At 72.6% G+C, this 17511-nt stretch carries 18 protein-coding genes; 13 read left to right on the top strand and 5 right to left on the bottom strand.

Annotation, left to right across the window (positions count from 1 at the left end; all coding sequences use genetic code 11):
- The first annotated feature begins 21 nt into the window (after nucleotides 1–21).
- The 10 genes from AB0K03_RS18255 (at nucleotide 22) to AB0K03_RS18210 (ending at nucleotide 10366) form a co-directional block, all read left to right on the top strand.
- Nucleotides 22–1329 carry an extracellular solute-binding protein gene (locus AB0K03_RS18255; protein WP_364685993.1) on the top strand — a complete coding sequence of 436 codons (1308 nt, stop codon included), beginning with the start codon at nucleotides 22–24 and terminating at the stop codon, nucleotides 1327–1329.
- The gene (locus tag AB0K03_RS18250; RefSeq protein ID WP_364685990.1) at nucleotides 1326–2234 is read left to right on the top strand and encodes a sugar ABC transporter permease; all 909 of its coding nucleotides are present in this window, start codon (nucleotides 1326–1328) and stop codon (nucleotides 2232–2234) included. The genes AB0K03_RS18255 and AB0K03_RS18250 overlap by 4 nt, the downstream gene beginning before the upstream one ends.
- A complete protein-coding gene (locus tag AB0K03_RS18245; protein WP_364685988.1) occupies nucleotides 2231–3121 on the top strand; it encodes a carbohydrate ABC transporter permease in 891 nt (296 codons plus the stop codon). The genes AB0K03_RS18250 and AB0K03_RS18245 overlap by 4 nt, the downstream gene beginning before the upstream one ends.
- 9 nt (nucleotides 3122–3130) lie before the next feature.
- Nucleotides 3131–5377: an alpha-xylosidase gene (yicI, locus tag AB0K03_RS18240; protein ID WP_364685985.1), complete on the top strand. Its 2247-nt coding sequence runs from the start codon at nucleotides 3131–3133 to the stop codon at nucleotides 5375–5377.
- Complete coding sequence (locus AB0K03_RS18235) at nucleotides 5374–6135, top strand: dihydrodipicolinate synthase family protein (protein WP_364685982.1); 762 nt, start codon at nucleotides 5374–5376, stop codon at nucleotides 6133–6135. The genes yicI and AB0K03_RS18235 overlap by 4 nt, the downstream gene beginning before the upstream one ends.
- A gap of 61 nt (nucleotides 6136–6196) precedes the next feature.
- A complete protein-coding gene (locus AB0K03_RS18230; protein WP_364685979.1) occupies nucleotides 6197–6970 on the top strand; it encodes a trypsin-like serine protease in 774 nt (257 codons plus the stop codon).
- Between the two features lie 16 nt (nucleotides 6971–6986).
- The gene (locus AB0K03_RS18225) at nucleotides 6987–7448 is read left to right on the top strand and encodes a hypothetical protein (protein WP_364685976.1); all 462 of its coding nucleotides are present in this window, start codon (nucleotides 6987–6989) and stop codon (nucleotides 7446–7448) included.
- Nucleotides 7449–7703: 255 nt separating this feature from the next.
- Nucleotides 7704–9005 (top strand): GDSL-type esterase/lipase family protein, encoded by a 1302-nt coding sequence (locus AB0K03_RS18220; protein WP_364685973.1) that lies wholly within the window; start codon nucleotides 7704–7706, stop codon nucleotides 9003–9005.
- A 144-nt stretch (nucleotides 9006–9149) separates the two neighbouring features.
- Nucleotides 9150–9734 carry a hypothetical protein gene (locus tag AB0K03_RS18215; protein WP_364685970.1) on the top strand — a complete coding sequence of 195 codons (585 nt, stop codon included), beginning with the start codon at nucleotides 9150–9152 and terminating at the stop codon, nucleotides 9732–9734.
- A 23-nt stretch (nucleotides 9735–9757) separates the two neighbouring features.
- On the top strand, nucleotides 9758–10366 hold the full coding sequence (locus AB0K03_RS18210) for a hypothetical protein (RefSeq protein WP_364685967.1): 609 nt from the start codon (nucleotides 9758–9760) through the stop codon (nucleotides 10364–10366).
- Nucleotides 10367–10396: 30 nt separating this feature from the next.
- On the opposite strand, the gene solA is transcribed toward AB0K03_RS18210, so the two are convergent.
- Nucleotides 10397–11554, bottom strand: coding sequence for an N-methyl-L-tryptophan oxidase (gene solA, locus AB0K03_RS18205; protein ID WP_364685964.1), 1158 nt, complete (start codon nucleotides 11552–11554; stop codon nucleotides 10397–10399).
- A gap of 53 nt (nucleotides 11555–11607) precedes the next feature.
- Nucleotides 11608–13452 (bottom strand): ATP-binding protein, encoded by a 1845-nt coding sequence (locus tag AB0K03_RS18200; RefSeq protein ID WP_364685961.1) that lies wholly within the window; start codon nucleotides 13450–13452, stop codon nucleotides 11608–11610.
- Between the two features lie 75 nt (nucleotides 13453–13527).
- Here AB0K03_RS18200 and AB0K03_RS18195 point away from each other — a divergent pair, with 75 nt between their 5' ends.
- A complete protein-coding gene (locus tag AB0K03_RS18195) occupies nucleotides 13528–13992 on the top strand; it encodes an SMI1/KNR4 family protein (protein WP_364685958.1) in 465 nt (154 codons plus the stop codon).
- On the opposite strand, the gene AB0K03_RS18190 is transcribed toward AB0K03_RS18195, so the two are convergent.
- Complete coding sequence (locus tag AB0K03_RS18190; RefSeq protein ID WP_364685955.1) at nucleotides 13977–14900, bottom strand: GNAT family N-acetyltransferase; 924 nt, start codon at nucleotides 14898–14900, stop codon at nucleotides 13977–13979. The genes AB0K03_RS18195 and AB0K03_RS18190 overlap by 16 nt on opposite strands.
- A 138-nt stretch (nucleotides 14901–15038) precedes the next feature.
- Between AB0K03_RS18190 and AB0K03_RS18185 the strand changes: the two genes are divergently transcribed.
- Complete coding sequence (locus tag AB0K03_RS18185) at nucleotides 15039–16121, top strand: M20/M25/M40 family metallo-hydrolase (RefSeq protein ID WP_364685952.1); 1083 nt, start codon at nucleotides 15039–15041, stop codon at nucleotides 16119–16121.
- On the opposite strand, the gene AB0K03_RS18180 is transcribed toward AB0K03_RS18185, so the two are convergent.
- Complete coding sequence (locus tag AB0K03_RS18180; protein ID WP_364685949.1) at nucleotides 16093–16764, bottom strand: isochorismatase family cysteine hydrolase; 672 nt, start codon at nucleotides 16762–16764, stop codon at nucleotides 16093–16095. The genes AB0K03_RS18185 and AB0K03_RS18180 overlap by 29 nt on opposite strands.
- A gap of 71 nt (nucleotides 16765–16835) precedes the next feature.
- On the opposite strand from AB0K03_RS18180, the gene AB0K03_RS18175 reads away from it, so the two are divergent.
- Nucleotides 16836–16997 carry a hypothetical protein gene (locus AB0K03_RS18175; protein WP_364685946.1) on the top strand — a complete coding sequence of 54 codons (162 nt, stop codon included), beginning with the start codon at nucleotides 16836–16838 and terminating at the stop codon, nucleotides 16995–16997.
- Here the strand turns inward: AB0K03_RS18175 and AB0K03_RS18170 are convergent.
- Nucleotides 16957–17412 (bottom strand): SRPBCC family protein, encoded by a 456-nt coding sequence (locus tag AB0K03_RS18170; RefSeq protein ID WP_364685943.1) that lies wholly within the window; start codon nucleotides 17410–17412, stop codon nucleotides 16957–16959. The two genes, AB0K03_RS18175 and AB0K03_RS18170, sit on opposite strands and share 41 nt — an antisense overlap.
- Nucleotides 17413–17511 lie beyond the last annotated feature (99 nt).

Here is a 17511-nt window from a genome sequence, read left to right as displayed (position 1 = left end):
CCCCCTGGGAGGGAACGGCACATGACAAGACCACGACTCCGCCTCGCCGCGGGTGCATTGCTGCTCTTCGCATCCCTCGGCCTGACCGCCTGCAGCGACTCCGGCTCCGGCGACGAGGGCGCCGACGCCAAGACCCTGACCCTCTGGCACTACGAGGGCCCCACCAGCGCGATGGGCGTCGCCTGGAACAAGGCCATCGAGCTGTTCAAGGCCGCCCACCCCGGCGTGGAGGTGAAGTTCGAGCAGAAGGGCTTCGAACAGATCCAGCAGAACGCCGGGATGATCCTCAACTCCGACAGCGCCCCCGACATCCTCGAGTACAACAAGGGCAACGCCACCGCCGGCCTGCTCTCCAAGCAGGGCCTGCTGACCGACCTCACCGAGCAGGTCACCAAGCACGGCTGGGACAAGCAGCTCAGCCCGAGCCTGCAGACCACGGCCCGGTACGACGCCCAGGGCATCATGGGCAGCGGCAACTGGTACGGCGTGCCGAACTACGGCGAGTACGTGATGGTCTACTACAACAAAGACCTGTTCAAGAAGCACAACCTCGCCGTACCGACCACGTTCGACCAGTTCACCGCGGCGATGGACACGTTCGTCAAGGCCGGCGTCACCCCGCTGTCGGTCGGCGGCGCCGAGTATCCCGCGCAGCAGATCTTCTACGAGCTCGCGCTCTCCAAGGCGAACCGCGCCTTCGTGGACAGCTACCAGCTCTACAAGGGCAAGGTGGACTTCCACGGGCCGGAGCTGACGTACGGCGCGCAGACCTTCGCCGACTGGGTGTCCAAGGGCTACATCGCCAAGAACTCCGCCGGCATCAAGGCCGAGGACATGGGCGTCGCGTTCGAGCAGGGCAAGTTCCCGATCCTCATCTCCGGCAGCTGGTGGTACGGCCGCTTCGCCGAGGAGATCAAGAACTTCGACTGGGGCACGTTCCTGTTCCCCGGCAACACGCTGCACCCCGGCTCCAGCGGCAACCTGTGGGTCGTGCCCGCCAAGAGCAAGGCCAAGTCCCTCGCGTACGACTTCATCGACATCACCATGAAGCCCGAGGTGCAGAACCTGCTCGGCAACAACGGCGGCGTGCCGGTGGCCGCGGACCCGGCGCAGATCACCGACCCGAAGAACAAGGAGTTGATCGCCGGCTTCGACACCGTGTCGAAGGCCGACGGCCTGGCGTTCTACCCGGACTGGCCGGCGCCCGGCTACTACGACGTGCTCGTCGGCGGGGTGCAAGGGCTGATCAACGGCTCGAAGGCGCCGCAGCAGATGCTCGACGAGATCGCGAAACCGTACAACGACAACCTCGCCGATCTCGGCAAATGAGCGGGCGCGGGGGAGGCCGGGGCTCCGGCTACGGGCTGTTCCTGATCCCGGGGGTGCTGGCCTCCCTCGCGGTCATCGTCGTGCCGCTGGTCATGACCGTCGGCATCAGCTTCACCCGGTGGACCGGCATCGGCACGCCGCAGTGGACCGGCCTGGACAACTACACGCGGCTGATCCACGACGCGAACTTCTGGGCGTCGTTCGGCCACATCCTGCTGCTGATCGTGGCGATGGCGGTGATCCCGACGCTGGTCGGGCTGCTGCTGGCGGCGGTGCTGTTCGACTACGTCGCCAAGGTCTTCGGCAACCGGTGGGCGAGCGTGTTCCGCTCGGGGTTCTACCTGCCGCAGGTGCTGCCGGTCGCGGTGACCGGCATCGTCTGGGGCTGGATCCTGCACCCCAGCTACGGCGCGCTCAACCGCATCCTCGACTCGGCCGGGCTCGGGTCGCTGGCCCGCAACTGGCTCGGCGACCCGAAGTACGCGCTGCTCAGCGTCATGGCCGTGATGGTCTGGTTCCAGCTCGGCTACCCGGTCGTCATGTTCATGTCCGGCCTGCAGCGCATCGACCCCGAGCTGTACGAGGCCGCCGACCTCGACGGCGCCACGTGGTGGCAGCGCTTCCGCCGGATCACCGTGTACCTGATCCGGCCCGAGTTCTACGTCGTGCTGGTCACCACCACGATCGCCGCGCTCAAGATCTTCGGGCAGATCTTCGTGCTGACCCGGGGCGGGCCCAGCAACGCGACGCTGGTGCCGTCGTACTTCGCGTACAAGAACTTCTTCCAGACCGCCCAGGTCGGGTACGGCTCGGCGATCTCGACGGTGCTCACCGTGATCATCATCGTGCTCGCGTTCGTCTTCCTGCGCCTGCAGAACCGCGCCGAGCGGGGAGGCACCCGATGACCGTGCTGAGCGCACCGGCCCGGCAGGACCGGGCCGAAGGCGCCGAACCGCTGCGCCCGCTGAAACGGCGGCGCCCGGCGCGCTGGGTCGTGCTGGCCGTGCTGCTGGTGCTGGCCCTGCTCGTGGTGGCGCCCATGCTCGTCGTCGCGATCAACGCGGTGAAGACCCCGGCGGACTACGCGAGCAACGGACCGCTGTCCCTCCCGGAGCGGCTGTCCTTCCAGGGCATCGCCGACTTCTGGGTGCGGGTGGACTTCACCCGCAAGCTGCTCAACAGCTTCGTCACCAGCCTCGCGGTCGCCGTGCTCGCGGTGCTGCTGTCGGTGCTCAACGCGTACGCTCTGGGCATCGGCCGGGTGAAGGGCCGGATCTGGTTCCTGGTCTTCTTCCTGGTCGCCAACGTGCTGCCGCAGGAGGTGCTGGCGTACCCGCTCTACTACCTGTCGAAGAACCTGCACCTGTACGACAGCCTGACCTCGATCGTCATCATCTTCACGGTCATCCAAAGCGCCTTCGGCACCTACCTGCTCTCCTCGGTGTACACCGAGTTCCCCACCGAGCTGCTCGACGCCGCCGCGGTCGACGGCGCCGGCAAGTGGCGCACGCTCTGGCGCGTCGTCGTCCCGGTCAGCCGCCCGACGCTCGCCGTGCTGTTCACGTTCTTCTTCATCTGGACGTGGAACGAGTTCTTCCTGCCGCTGATCTTCCTGGTCTCCAACGAGAACCAGACCGTGCCGGTGGCCCTCGGCGTGCTGCAGGGCGACCGCCTCATGGACGCCACCACCACCAGCGCCTCGGCCCTGGTCGGCATCCTGCCCGCGATGCTCTTCTTCCTGATCTTCCAGCGCACCCTGACCCGCGGCATCACCGCCGGCGCCATCAAGTAAAGGACGGCCATGAAGTTCACCGACGGTTACTGGCGCAAGCGCGACGGCCTGACCGTCCTGCACCCGGCCCAGCTGCAGGACACCACGGCCACCGCCACGTCGCTGACCGCGTACGCCACGGCGAAACGGGTCCAGGGGCGCGGCGACACCCTCGACGCTCCCATCATCACCGTCACCTGCACCGCCCCGGCGCCCGACGTCATCCGCGTGACGCTGGCCCACTTCCTCGGCGAGCGCCCGCGGCTGCCGCAGTTCGAGATCGCCGCGGACCCCGCGTACGTGCCGGTGGTCGACGACACCTCGATCACGGCCGGGAACCTGACCGCCCGCTTCCGCGACGGCGACTCCTGGGGACTCGACTTCCTCGCCGAGGGCCGGCGGCTCACCGGCTCCGGCTGGAAGGGCATGGGCGTCGTCGACACCGCCGGCGGCGAGCACTACGTGCACGAGCAGCTCGACCTCGGCGTCGGCGAGGCGGTGTACGGCCTCGGCGAACGCTTCGGCCCCCTGGTCAAGAACGGCCAGAGCGTCGACATCTGGAACGAGGACGGCGGCACCAGCAGCGAGCAGGCGTACAAGAACGTGCCGTTCTACCTCACGAACCGCGGGTACGGCGTGCTCGTCGACCACCCCGGCCGGGTGTCGTTCGAGGTCGGCTCCGAGGTGGTGTCGCGGACCCAGTTCAGCGTCGCCGGCCAGTCGCTGTCGTACCTGGTGATCTACGGCCCCACCCCGGCCGACGTGCTGCGCAAGTACACCGCGCTGACCGGGCGGCCCGCGCTGCCGCCGGCCTGGTCCTTCGGGCTGTGGCTGACCACCTCGTTCACCACCAGCTACGACGAGGAGACGGTCACCAGCTTCGTGGACGGCATGGCGGAGCGGGACCTGCCGCTGAGCGTCTTCCACTTCGACACGTTCTGGATGCGCGAGTTCAGCTGGTGCGACTTCGAGTGGGACGCGCGGATCTTCCCCGACCCACCGGGCATGCTCAAGCGGCTGTCCGACCGGGGGCTGCGGACCTGCGTGTGGATCAACCCGTACATCGCGCAGCGCTCCTCGCTGTTCGCCGAGGGGATGGCGAAGGGCTACCTGGTCCGCAAGCCGGACGGCGACGTCTGGCAGTGGGACCGCTGGCAGGCCGGCATGGCCCTGGTCGACTTCACCGACCCCGAGGCCGCCGCCTGGTACGCCGCCAAGCTCAAGGCGCTGCTCGAGATGGGCGTCGACGCGTTCAAGTCCGACTTCGGCGAGCGCATCCCCACCGAACTGGTCTGGCACGACGGCTCCGACCCGGAGCGGATGCACAACTACTACACCCAGATCTACAACAAGACCGTCTTCGACGTGTTGCGCGAGCACCGCGGCGAGGGCGAGGCCGTCGTGTACGCCCGCTCCGCCACCGTCGGCGGCCAGCAGTTCCCCGTGCACTGGGGCGGCGACAACTCGTCCACGTTCGAGTCGATGGCCGAGAGCCTGCGCGGCGGGCTGTCGCTGTCGGCCTCCGGTTTCGGCTTCTGGAGCCACGACATCGGCGGGTTCGAGGGGATGCCCGACCCGGCCGTGTTCAAGCGCTGGATCCCGTTCGGACTGCTCTCCTCGCACAGCCGGCTGCACGGCAACCAGACGTACCGGGTGCCGTGGCTGTTCGACGAGGAGGCCGTCGACGTGCTGCGCGCCTTCACCCGGCTCAAGCACCGGCTGATGCCGTACCTGTTCGGCGCGGCCGTGCGGGCGCACACCGACGGCCTGCCGGTGATGCGGCCGATGGTGCTCGGCTTCCCGGACGACCCGGCGGCGACCCACCTGGACCGGCAGTACCTGCTCGGCGACGACCTGCTCGTCGCGCCGGTGTTCAGCGCGGACGGCGACACCACGTACTACGTGCCCGCGGGACGCTGGACGAACTACCTGACCGGCGAGGTGGCCGAGGGTCCCGGCTGGGTGCGGGAGACGCACGGCTTCGCCAGCGTGCCGCTGCTGGTGCGCCCCGGTGCGGTGATCGCCGTGGGGGGCCGGGAGGACCGGCCCGACTACGACTTCCGCGACGGCGTGACGCTGCACGTGTTCGAGCCGCGCGACGGCTTCCGTACCGTCACCGTCCCCGGCCCCGCGCCGACCACGTTCACCGTCACCGTCTCCGGTGGGACCGTCCGCGCCGAGCGGGACGGCGAAGCTCTGCCGTGGCGGCTGCGGGTCGGCACCGCACCCGCGATCGAGGCCGCCGCCGGCGACACCGGCCTAGTGTGGGAGGCATGACGGAGCCGCTCTGGCGCGGGCCCGCGGTCGCGCTGATCACCCTGTTCCACCCCGACGGGAGCGTCGACCCCGCCGCGACCGCCGCGCACGCCGCCCGGCTGGTCGCGGCCGGGATCCACGGCGTTCTCGTCAACGGCAGCACCGGCGAGGCCGCGGCGCTCACGGACGACGAGCGCCCGGCGCTGATCGCCGCGGTCCGCGACGCCTGCCCCGGCGTGCCGCTGCTCGCGGGCACGTCGGGGGAGTGGCACGGCCAGGCGAGGGCCCGCACCCGAGCGGCGGTGAAGGCCGGCGCGGACGCGGTGCTCGTCGCGCCGCCGCGGCTCGGTGGTGACCTCGCCGAGTACTACGCGCGGGTCGCCGAGGCCGCCGGAGACGTGCCGGTGCTGGCGTACCACTACCCGGCGAAGGCCGGCGGACCGGTGCCGGTCGACGCGCTCGCCGCGCTGCCGGTCCGCGGGATCAAGGACTCCAGCGGCGACGCGGCCCGGCTCGGCCACGAGCTCGCCCTCGGCACCGTCGAGGTCCACGTCGGAGCGTCCGCGCTGCTCGGGTACGCGAGCTGGCTCGGCGCCGCCGGTGCGATCGTCGCCGCGGCGAACCTCGTACCCGAGGACTGCCTGGCGGCCTGGGACCGCGACGCCGCCGCGCAGCACCGGGTCCTGCGCGCCGAACGGGAGGCCAAGGCCGGGACCGGCGGGCTGAAAGCGGCCGTGGCCGCCCGCTTCGGGACGTCGCCCATCCGACGTATCGGCTGACCGGGCGCCACCGTCCCCTATGGTCGGCGGTGGTCCCCGCAACCGAACCGGAGGTCCCGCCGTGCGACGCTTCCTCGCCTTCCTCCTCGTCCCGGTCGTCGCCGCCGTCGTCTCGCTGACGGCGGCCGGCGCGGCGCACGCGATCGCCAACGGCGAGGAGGTCCCCGACGGCCGGTACCGCTTCTCCGTCAAGCTGACGATGACCGGCATCCCGACCGCGAGCGGCGGCAAACGCAACAGCGCCTGCTCCGGCGCCCTCATCGCGCCGCGCTGGGTGATCACCGCCGGGCACTGCTTCCGCGACGCGAACAACGTCCGCGTCGAATACCCGGTCGCCGACCTCACCACGGCCACCGTCGGCCGCACCGACCTGACGGGTACGGGCGGCCATGTGCTCACGGTGGTCGCGGTTCGCCAGTCGCCCACGGCCGACGTGTCCCTGGCGAAGCTCGAGTCGCCGGTGTACGACGTCCGCCCGCTGCGGGTGGGCAGTCGCGCGCCCGAGATCGGCGACATCGTGCGCGTCACCGGCTACGGCTCCACCACCAGCACGAACCCCGCGCCGGTCACGCATCTGCGCACCGGTCAGATGAAGGTGGTCTCGCTCACGGATTCGGTCACCGGCCTCACCGGGTACGCCCCCGAGCCGTCGACCACGCCGTGCCCGTACGACTCGGGCGGCCCGTTCTTCCTCGAGAACCGCCGCGGCGGGCCGGTGCTGGTGTCGGTGGTCAGCAACGGGCCGAGCTGCCCGCACACCCAGGTGGAGAGCAGCGCCCGTACCGATGACATCGCGGGCTGGATCTACCGCAGTGTCCTCGACGGCCGCGGCTGACTGCTAGCTTGCTGGGATGTCCGAGGACGACCGTGAGCGCAGCGGCGGCGGGTCACCCGGCGCGCTCGCCGGTGGCGGACTCTCCGCCGAGGACGATCACGAGCGGCTCCTCGCCCGGTACGAGACGCTGCGGGCCGAGATCGCCGGGCGGGCCGTCGCGCGAGACCGCGCGACCTCGGAGGCGCTCGCCGCCCAGCGTGCCGCACACCGCGGCGAGACGCTGGCCTGGCAACACCTGTCGGAGCTGCGCGAGGCGCGCCGCGCGGCTCCCGGGGACCTGAGCCTCGTGGCCGCGGCCGACCAGGCGGAAGCCGCGTGGGAGACGGCCCGCTCCCAGGCCGAGCAGGTCAACCGGAAGGCGGCCGACGTCGCGCGGCGGGCGCTCGAGGACTCCGAGGCCGACGGCAGGATGCTGCACGAGCTGGGGCTGCGCGTCCGCGCCGCCCGGCTCGCGTCCCGCCGGCCCCGCCCCCAATAGCCCGCGCCCGCGCCGGGCCCCCGCGCCGGGCCGCGCCCGCGCCGCGCCCGCGCCGCGCCCGCGCCGCGCCCGCGCCGCGCCCGCGCCGGGCCCGTCCTCGCGCCCGCGTTGCGCCGGCGGCCGTCCGGGGTGTTCCGATTCGCCACGTCCCGCGTCATCCGCCGGAAGTGACCGGTGAACATCGACTTCCGTCATTGATGCGATTGCCTAGGCTCGGTTCGGTCCGCTGTCGCACCCGAGCCGAGGTGGTCGCCCGTGTCCCGCTTTCGATCGTTCGTCGCCGGCGCGGCCGTCGCGGTGCTCGCGGCGCTCGCCCCGGCCGTGCCGCAGCCCGCGGCCGCCTCCGCCAGACCTGCGGCCCCGCCGGCCGCGGCGGTGTGGGAGTCGTCGCTGCAGGGAGTGCACGGCGTCGCCCCCGACATCACGGTCCGGCAGATCGCCCGGGTCTCGACGGGCGGCTGGGGGATACGGGTACGCCTGGGCAACCCGTTCGGCACGGCGCCGGTCACGGTCCGGAACGCGTGGCTGGGGCGTACGCTCGCGCCCGGCGTGGCCGCCCTGGTGCCCGGCTCCAACCACCGGCTGCGTTTCCACGGCGCGGCGACCGTCAGCATCCCGCCCGGCCGGGAGGTGGTCAGCGACGCGGTGCCGATCGGCGTGGAGGCCGGCCAGGACGTGGCCGTCAGCCTGTACGCCCCCGCCGCCCCGATCAACGACCACACGTTCCCGCCGTTCGCCTACGACCCGCCGGCCTCGTACGTCAACACCGGCGGCGACACGGCCGCCGACGAGTCGAACGCGTCGTTCCCGTCCTCGCCGGTCGTCCCGGGTGGCACGCCCGGCACCGGCACCGGCTACCACCCCGGTCAGATCTGGTGGCTCGACCTGGTGACCGCGGACCGGCCGGCGGCGCGGGGCGCGGTGGTGGCGCTCGGCGACTCCATCACCGACGGCTATCAGGCGGTCGGCCCGCCCGGGCAGCGCTGGACCGACGTGCTGGCCGACCGGATGGCCGCGGTGCCGCCCGCGCAGCGTCTCGCCGTCGCCAACGCCGGCATCTCCGGCAACACGGTGAGCGTGCAGCCCAACCCGTACGACCCCACCGGCCAGTGCTGCGGCCCGCCGGCGCCGCAACGCCTCGAGCGCGACGTGCTGTCGGTGCCGGGCGTGCGTACGGTCCTCCTCCTCGAGGGCACCAACGACCTGGGCGGCGGCCAGAACGCCCCGCCCGCGCCGGCCCAGCAGGTCATCGACGCCATGCGCGGCATCGCCGACCGGGTGCACACCCGCGGCCTGCGCATCGTCGGCGCCACGGTCCTGCCGATGTGCCTGACCGCGGGAAGCGCGGGGGAGCAGAACCGGCAGGCGGTCAACACCTGGATCCGTACGGGCGGGGTGTTCGACGCGGTGGTCGACTTCGACGCGGTGTTGCGCAACCCGGCGAACCCGACGGAGATGATGCCCGACCTGCGCGCCGACTGCTACCACCCCAACGCGGCCGGCGACGCGCTGCTGGGCACGTCGATCCCGCTGTCGGTGCTCGGGCCGGTCTCGTAGCCCCTACCTCCTCGAAAGGCCTGACCGTTTGTCGGTCTTGTCAGTTTCTCTTGTGGACCTGCGCCGTCGGTCGTAGCGTTGCCGCGAAGTGCGCAAGCGAAGGCAGCGCCTGCCGCTGCCGGTGACGACGGGGCCGCGATACGCATGCTGGTGCATTCGACGGACACGACGGCGGCGACCTGGATCGAGCGGTCGCCGACACCGCCGGAGCAGCTCATCACCTTCGGCCCGGCCGGCTTCGAGGCGTACGGGCGCCTGCGGTTCATTCCGGACCCGGAGCTGGCCGGTCAGGCCGAGACCGACGCCGACGTGCCGGAGGGCCGCGAGTTGTGGGCGCCGCAGGCACGCCGGGCGCTGGCGGTCCTGGCCGACTTCACCGCCACCGCCGCACAGTGCTACTTCTGCGTCTGGGACGGCGTCGCCGGCGACGTGCTGTCGGTCGCGGAGCGGCAGGGCCCGCTGGTGACCCTCCCGGACCGCCGGTACGTGCTGTTCACCGGTCGCCTCGAGGACTACGTCGAGGGTCGCGACGAACGATTCGGCGACGATGCCGCACCGGTGCCGGCCTTCGTGTGGCCGGCGGACCGCCGCTGGTGTTTCACGAGTGATGTCGACCCGCACTGGGCGGGGATAGGCGCCGCCCGGGCCGCGGTGCAGCGGTTGCTGGCCACGCCGGGCCTCGACGTGGTCGAGGCGGCGCCCGCGGAGAGGCCGCCCGCCTATCGGTAGGTCATGGGACACGGGGAGGAACGATGACGCGCAGCAGAGCAAGGATCCTCGCGGTGGCGACCGCGGCCGGGATGGTCGCCGGCCTGAGCCACACCGGCTCGCCGGCCATGGCGGGACAGGCGGGAGCGGCAGAAGCCGTCACGTACGAGAACGCGGTTCCCGGCCTGGCGCCCGCGGGGGCGGGAGATCGCGCCCGGTACGTCGACGAGCACGGCCGCACGATCGGTCCGGCGGTGACCGGGAGCACCGGCGGCAGCGCCTCCACGGCGGCGTCCTCCTGCCAGCCCATCAGCCTGCCCGACAATCCGCACTGGTCCTCGCCGGACGTCTCGGCACACGGCCAATGGGAGAAGGGCACCTGCACCTCGAACACGGCGCACGTCTGGAACTGCCTCTACGAGTACTACACGGACGCCACGTGGCGCCGCAAAGCGTGCTCGGCGAAGGTGCAGCTCAAGCCGAAGTCGCAGAGCAACAACAGGACGACGGCCCGCCGGCAGTGCGACTCCCGGGCCCGGTTCATCTCCTGGCGCAACCACGTGGACGTCGACGTCGACGGCCAGAGCGATCCGCCGGACGAGCCGTACAAGCAGGCGGACGTGGATTGCGTCGTCACCGGGCCGGACCAGTAGACCGGCCGGCCCCGAGCGGGTCCTGCGGCGCTACCCGCTTCCTGCGGCGCTCGTGAGCCGCGCGGGGTCGAAGAGGCCGATCGGGTGCCGGGTCGTTCCGGTCAGGGCGAGGTCCGCGAGGATCTCGCCGACGACCGGGACGAACTTGAAGCCGTGCCCGGAGAAGCCGCAGGCCACCGTCACCGCGGCGGATCCCGGGTGCCCGGCGATGACGAAGTGCTCGTCCGGGGTGGTGCTGTAGAGGCACGTCGCCGCGCTCACCAGATGGCCGGGCAGGTCCGGCAGGTGGGCGCGGGCCCGGACGGCCATCGTGTCGATCTCGTCCGGATGGATCTCGCGGTCGACGGTCTCCGGGGTGGTGGGCAGGCCGCGGCGGAAGAAGGCGATCTTCGCGCCGCCGGCCGGGCCGTCGACGGCGGGGAAGCCGTACACCTGGCTGCCGTGCCGGTCCTCCCAGATGTAGACCGGGAAGCGCTCCGGCAGCAACGGTCCCACGCCGGCGGTGGGCTGGAACCAGTACATCACCTGGCGTTCGATGACCAGCGGGAGCCCGAGGTCGGCGAGCACCTGCGGCGCCCACGGGCCGGGTGTGACGACGAGCCGGCCCGCGGTGTACGTGCCCGCCTCGGTGTCGACCCGGACGCCGCCGTCCGCGGTCGGCTCCCAGCGGGTCACGGGCTCGTGGAAATGCAGGTCGGCGCCGTGCCGGGCGGCCAGGCCCAGGTGGGCGGTGACGGTCAGCTCGGGGCGGACGAAACCGGCGCGGGACTCGTAGAGCGCCACCTCGTCGTCGCGCGGGTTCATCGCGGGGAAGCGCCGGCGCAGCTCGGCGGCGTCGAGTATCTCGTGCTCCAGGCCCCACTGCTCGGCGCTGCGGCGGCTGCCGGCCACCGTACGGCTGTCCGGGCGCCCGACCATGACGCCGCCGGTCAGCCGGATCACGTCGCGGCCGGAGTCGCGGGCCAGGGCGTCCCACAGCTCGTACGCGCGCAGCAGCAGCGGCACGTATTCCGGGCTCTCGAAGTACGACTGGCGGGTGAGGCGGGAGCCGCCGTGGCTGGCGCCGCGGTCGTGGGCGGCGCCGAAGCGTTCCAGGCCCAGCACCCGTTGCCCGCGCGCGGCCAGGTGGTACGCCGCCGCGCTGCCCATCCCGCCGAGCCCGGCGACGATGACGTCGTAGCCCGCCACGATGGTTCCTCCTGCCGCTGTGCCGTCCAGCATCCCGGGCCCATCGGGGACGGTCAATGCGCGGGGGCGGATTTCCCGGGCAGCGCGGCGAGCCCGGCGCCGGACGGCTCGGCCGGCGGCGGCTGCCCGGGCAGCGTGAACCAGAACCGGCTGCCGCCGCCGTCGTTGCCGTCGACGCCGACCCGGCCGCCGTGGCGCTCCACGATGCGGTGCACGATGGCCAGGCCCAGGCCCGTGCCGGGATACCCCTCGCTGCCGCCCGCCCGGGTGAACGCGGTGAAGACCGTCTCGCGTTGCTCCGGCGGGATGCCGATGCCGCGGTCGGCGACCTCGATGCGCCAGTCGTCGCCGTCCGGCCGGCAGGTGATCTCCACGAACGGGTCGTCGCCGTACGCGGTGTACTTGAGCGCGTTGCCGATGAGGTTGTCCAGCACCTGGCGCAGCAGCACCGGGTCGCCCGCGACGGTCGGCAGCGGCTCGACCGTGACCGCCGCGGGCCGGTCGCCGAGCCCCGTGACGCGTTCCCGGACGATGTCGTCCACGAGGCGGCCCAGGTCCACCTGGGCGGTGGTGAGGTGCCGGTTGTCGGCCATGGCGTAGTCGAGCAGGTCGTCGATCAGCGACTGCATGCGCTGCGCGCCGGCGTACAGGCGCTCGAGGAAGTCGCGGTGCACCGGGTCGAGGCGCCCGGCGGCCTCCTCGCGCAGGAAGTCCGCGTACCCGGTGATGCGCGACAGCGGGCTGCGCAGGTCGTGCGCGACCACCCCGGCGAAGCCGACCAGTTCGCTCTCGCGCCGGCGCAGCTGCTGCTCGACGGCCTCGCGCCGGGCGATGTCGTCGCGCAGCGCCGCGGTGGCCTCGTCGACGCGGCGCAGCGCCCGGTTGCGGGAGGTGATCACGGAGCTGGTCAGGGCGGCGAGCAGCCCGGTGATGACCAGGCCGACGACCCAGGCGAGCACGTCGCGGTGCAGGTCGGTGTCCGGCAGCAGCCGCCGGGTCGGCGCCACGGTCAGCCCCCAGGTGCGCTGCGGGACGCCGATGGTGACCGCGCGGGGCGGCAGCGTGGTGTCGACGGCCACGCCCGGGGCCCAGCGCGCCACCGGTTTGAGGACGCCGCCGGTGGCGTCGGAGAGCGTGACCGTGACGGTGTCGCGGGCCACCACGCTGATCGCCTGGTGCAGGAAGTCGGTCGCGCGCAGCGCCATCATCAGCCAGCCGCGGAAGCGCCCCGCGTCGCGGGCCACCGGGGAGGTCGAGTACACCGGCGCGGCCAGGGTGAAGGACAGCTGCTGCGCGTCGGCCGGCACGTTCTCGTCGCGCAGCAGGCGGTAGGTCCGGCTGGTCGCGACCTTGTGGCTGTCGCGCGACGTGCGCAGCACCTCGGCGGCCTCCGGGGAGTCGGCGGCGTCGCGGCCGATCACGACGCCGGTGGTCGGGTCGGTCGGACGGTCGAGGACGACGAAGAAGTGCTCGGCCGCCCCCGGGTCGGACGGGCGCAGCACCAGATCCGTGGTGCCGCGGGCCCGCCAGTAGCGCTGCACCTGCGGGATCTGCTCGGTGGTGGCGGGCACGACGTACACCACGCCGGTGACGCCGGGCAGCCGCTGCCGGTCGACCGGGGCGGTGATCGCCGTGAACTCGGCCGCCTCCAGCTGCGACTGGGCGCCGATGGCGGCCGCGAGGTCGGTGAGCGAGGTGCTGTAGCGGCGCATCTCGGCCTGCACGACCTGCGAGATGATCATCGTCTGCTGGCTCAGCGCCCGCTCGCGGCGGTCCTCGTCGGCGCGGCGCAACGCGACGGCGGCCATGGCCGTGCCGGCCACGCCCAGCACGACGACCAGCGCCAGGATCCGTCCGGACCACCGGCCGGGACGCCTGATCCACGACCGCCGGTTCACCGGCACGACCCTACCGGTACGACCCCGGCTCTTGCGGACGAATGCGGGTGTTCCCGGCTCTCGTAGGATGCTCGCATGCTGGCTGTGTTCTGGCGCGACATCGTCCTGGCGGTGCTGCCCACGGCGGAGGTCGCCGAGGGCGCGGACGAGCGGGTCGTCGCGGCCGCGCAGGAGCGGCTCGGCCAGACGTTTCCCGAGGACCTCGCCGGGCTGCTGCGCGAGACCGACGGGGTACGCGGCGAGCACGGCCTGGACGTGGTGTGGCCGGTGGAGCGCATCGTCCGGGACAACGTCGAGTTCCGCACGTTCCCGGACTTCAAGGACCTGTACGCGCCCTTCGACGACCTGTTGTTCTTCGGCGACAACGGCGGTGGCGACCAGTTCGCGTACCGGCCGGGGGACCCCTCGGGGGCGGTGCTGGTCTGGGACCACGAGACCGACGAGCGCCGGCCGGTGGCCACGAACCTCGCCGACTACCTCACCCGCATCCTGATCGCCGAGGGTGACACCTGGTACGACGGCACTCAGCACACCCCCTGACCGGACCACACCATGTCGAGCTGGCGCTCGACGACCTCGTAGCCGGCCCGGGCGAACGCCCGGGCCATCGGGACGTTGCCCACGTCGGTGGCGGCCCGGATGCGGGGCACGCCCTCGGCCGCGAGCACCCCGGTGCCCTCCGCCAGGATCTCGTCGATGTAGCCGTGCCCGCGGTGCGAGGGCACCACCCCGATGTACGCGATGATCGGGTTGTAGCCGTTGTGCGCGGGGACGACGAACCCGGCCGGCCGCCCGTCCGGCAGGCACCCGATCCGCCACCATTCCCGCGGGCTGGTGTAGCGGGACAGCTCCTCGTCGTACTGGCGGCGCGCGGCCTGCGCGGCGCTCATCCGGGTCAGGTCGGCGCGGCCGTGCGCGTCGAGCGTGCCGTCCATGACGTCGGTCATCAGCGCGACGAGCTCCTCCGGATCGGCCACCGGCCGGAAGGTCAGCCGCCCGGATCGCGGCGGCAGCGGCGTCCCGGCCTGCCACTGCAGCCGCAGGCGCTCGACGAACAGCTTCGCCCCGGTGCGTTCCAGCGCGGCGATCAGGTTTTCGACCTCGCGCCGCACGTGCGGGTCGTCGCGCCAGCCGGCCGGCACGAAACGGGTGTACTCCTCCGGGCGCGGCACGGTGGCCAGGGCCTCGGTCAGTAGGCGGACGCCCGCGTCGAGGTGGCCGGGCGCCACGTCGAAGACGTCCAGGAACATCGGTACGGCGTCGCCCGGCGGCGCCCAGAACCCGGCGCGGGCGACGACGCGGCCGGAGTCCAACGCGACCCACAGCCATCCCAGGCGGCGGCGGCCGGCGTCGAGATCGGTGGCGATCTCGCGGTTGAGCACGTACGGCAGACGGTTGAACAGGTCGATCTCGTCGCGCCCGGTCAGCGGGCGCAGGTGCAGCGGCACGGTGGTCTCTCTTCCGAGAAGGCGGTGAACATGCGGAACATGGCTCAGCCCTCCTTTCCGTGTCGGAGTCGCCCGTAGGTCTATCGCCGTCGGTCTGCCCGGGCAACCGGATTACCGCCGCCGGTAGCGTCGGGCGGCATGGACGATCTTCTGGACGCCGCCGTACGGCTCGTCGCGATCCCGTCGACCGCCGACCGTCCCGAGTGCCTCCAGAAGGCCCTGGATCTGGTCGTCGACCGCGCCGGGCCGGGGTTCACGGTCGAGCGGTTCCGCTCGGGCGGCAAGCCGAGCGCGCTGCTGTACGCCCCCGGCCGGCGGCCCGCGTTCCGGGCGATCCTCAACGCGCACCTCGACGTGGTGCCCGCGCCCGCGGAGCAGTTCCGGCCGGTGCTGCGCGACGGGCGGCTGTACGGCCGCGGCGCCCAGGACATGAAGGTCGCGGCGCTGGTGATGGCCGACGTGTTCCGGTCGGTCGCGCGCGAGGTGCCGTACCCGCTGGGCCTGCAGCTGGTGACCGACGAGGAGGTCGGCGGGTACGACGGCACCGGCCACCAGGTGCAGCGGGGGGTCACCGCGGATTTCGTGGTGATCGGCGAGCAGAGCGGGCTGCAGGTCGTCACCGAGAGCAAGGGCATCCTGCAGGTCCGCCTGCACGCCACCGGCAAGGCCGCGCACGCCGCGTACCCGTGGCTCGGCGACAACGCCGTGCTACGCCTGACCGCCGCCCTCGGCCGGGTGCTGGACCGCTATCCCGTGCCCGCCGCCGAGGCCTGGGCCACCACGGTCACCGTGGCCCGAGTCGAGACCGCCGGCCGGGCCGTCAACCAAGTGCCCGCCGACGCCACGGCTTGGCTGGACATCCGCTTCCCGGCCGGCGACCCGGCCCTCGCCGGGCGCGACGTCGCGCAGATCGCCGCGTACCTGCGCGACCTCGCCGGCGTCGAGGTGAGCGTGGACAGCCTGGGCGCGCCGCATCACGCCGATCCGGACAGTTCGGAGGTACGGGCGCTGCGGGCCGCCGCGCGCGACGCCGGCTACCCGGGCGGCCTGCTGCGCAAGCACGGCGCCGCCGACGGCCGGTTCTACTCCGCGCGCGGCGTCGACGCGGTCATCTTCGGCCCCGGCGGCGACGGCCAGCACGGCCCGGACGAGTACGCCGACCTGGCCACGGTCGAGCCGTACCGGGCGGCGCTCACGACCTTCCTTCGATCCCTGCAGTGATCGGCCTTCCTGCGAGCCCCGCGGTGATCGCCGCGACGTCCAGCAGCACGACCCCCATCCCGGCGACCTCGCGGAAACCCTGCTCGGTGGCCTGCGAGATCGCGTCGGTGGCCAGCACCACCCGGTAGTCCCGCTCGCTGGCCTGCACGATGCTCGCGCGCGGGCAGTTCGGCAGGTTGCAGCCGGCGAACACGACGGTGTCGACGTCCCACCCGCGCAGCATGTCGTCCAGCGGCGTGCGGTGGAAGGCGCCCCAGCGGGGCTTGAACAGCGCGTACTCGTGCGGGCCGAGGGGCTGCGGCGCGCCGCCGAGCAGCAGGTCGTCGTCGAGTCCGGGGCCGTCGCCGATCAGCAGGCCGGGCGCGAGCAGCCGCCCCTTGCCGCCGGGACGCACCATGTCGGCGCCGCCGGCGATGAGCGTGCGCCGGACCAGGTCGACGTCCTCGCCGGCGTAGAGCCGCACGATGTGCACCACGGGGCGGCGGGCGGCCCGGAACGCGTCCACGAGCTCGCGCAGGGCGGGGATGATCTCGGTGGTGCCGGCCAGGCCGTACGGGCTCTCCGACAGGAAGTCCCGCTGCATGTCGATGGTCACCAGGGCGCAGCTGCGCCAGTGCGGCGCGAGATGCGGATCGATCAGCATGCCCTGATCCTGCGCCATCAGCCGCGCACCCGGCCAGAGTGACCTGCGGCCGATCCGGGTACGGCAACCGCATGGCCGCTCGCGCGCGTACGGTCGTCACCGTCGCCTGCCTGGTCCAGTTCGTCGACGCCGTGGGCGTCACGCTGCTGATCGTCGCCCTGCCCGCGATGCAGCGTGACCGCCGGCGCCCGTTCAGCCGGCCGGACTGGGTGCGGCCTCCATCCGGCGGGTGAGTTCCGCGGCGCGCGCCCGCTGCACGGACCGCGCCTGCCCGGCCACGAAGGACCGCAGGATCCAGGGGCAGGAGACGGTGACCGACTCCGTGACCCGGGTGCCGTCGCCCTCGACGGCCAGGTCCACAGTGGCGACCAGGTGGACCCGGCCCGGGCTGCGGACGTCACTGACCAGCCGGCGCCCCGGCTTCGGGAACGTCATCGTCACTCGGATCGGGTTGTCCCAGTGCAGCGGTCCGAGCGCGAACCGTTCCACCGCCACGTACGACACCGCGTCGCCGTCGCGGCGGATGTCGCGGACGGCCACGACCAGCGGGGACAGCCCCACGTAGCTCTCCGGGGCGCTCAGGTGCGCATAGATCCTGTCCGCGGGGGCGGCCACCGTGAAGGAGTGGCTGAACTGGTCGGTCGACACGGACCGCATCGTCGCACGGAGGCCGCAAGCGCCCGCGACCGGAGGGACCGAACCTTTGCGGAACCTTTCCTGGAAAAAACCTTTGAACCGCTACGGAGA

The sequence above is a fragment of the Actinoplanes sp. NPDC049316 genome (assembly GCF_040677315.1).
Lineage (GTDB): Bacteria > Actinomycetota > Actinomycetes > Mycobacteriales > Micromonosporaceae > Actinoplanes.
The sequence above is the reverse complement of the archived record's forward strand: the minus strand, read 5'-3'. Positions and strand labels throughout refer to the sequence as shown.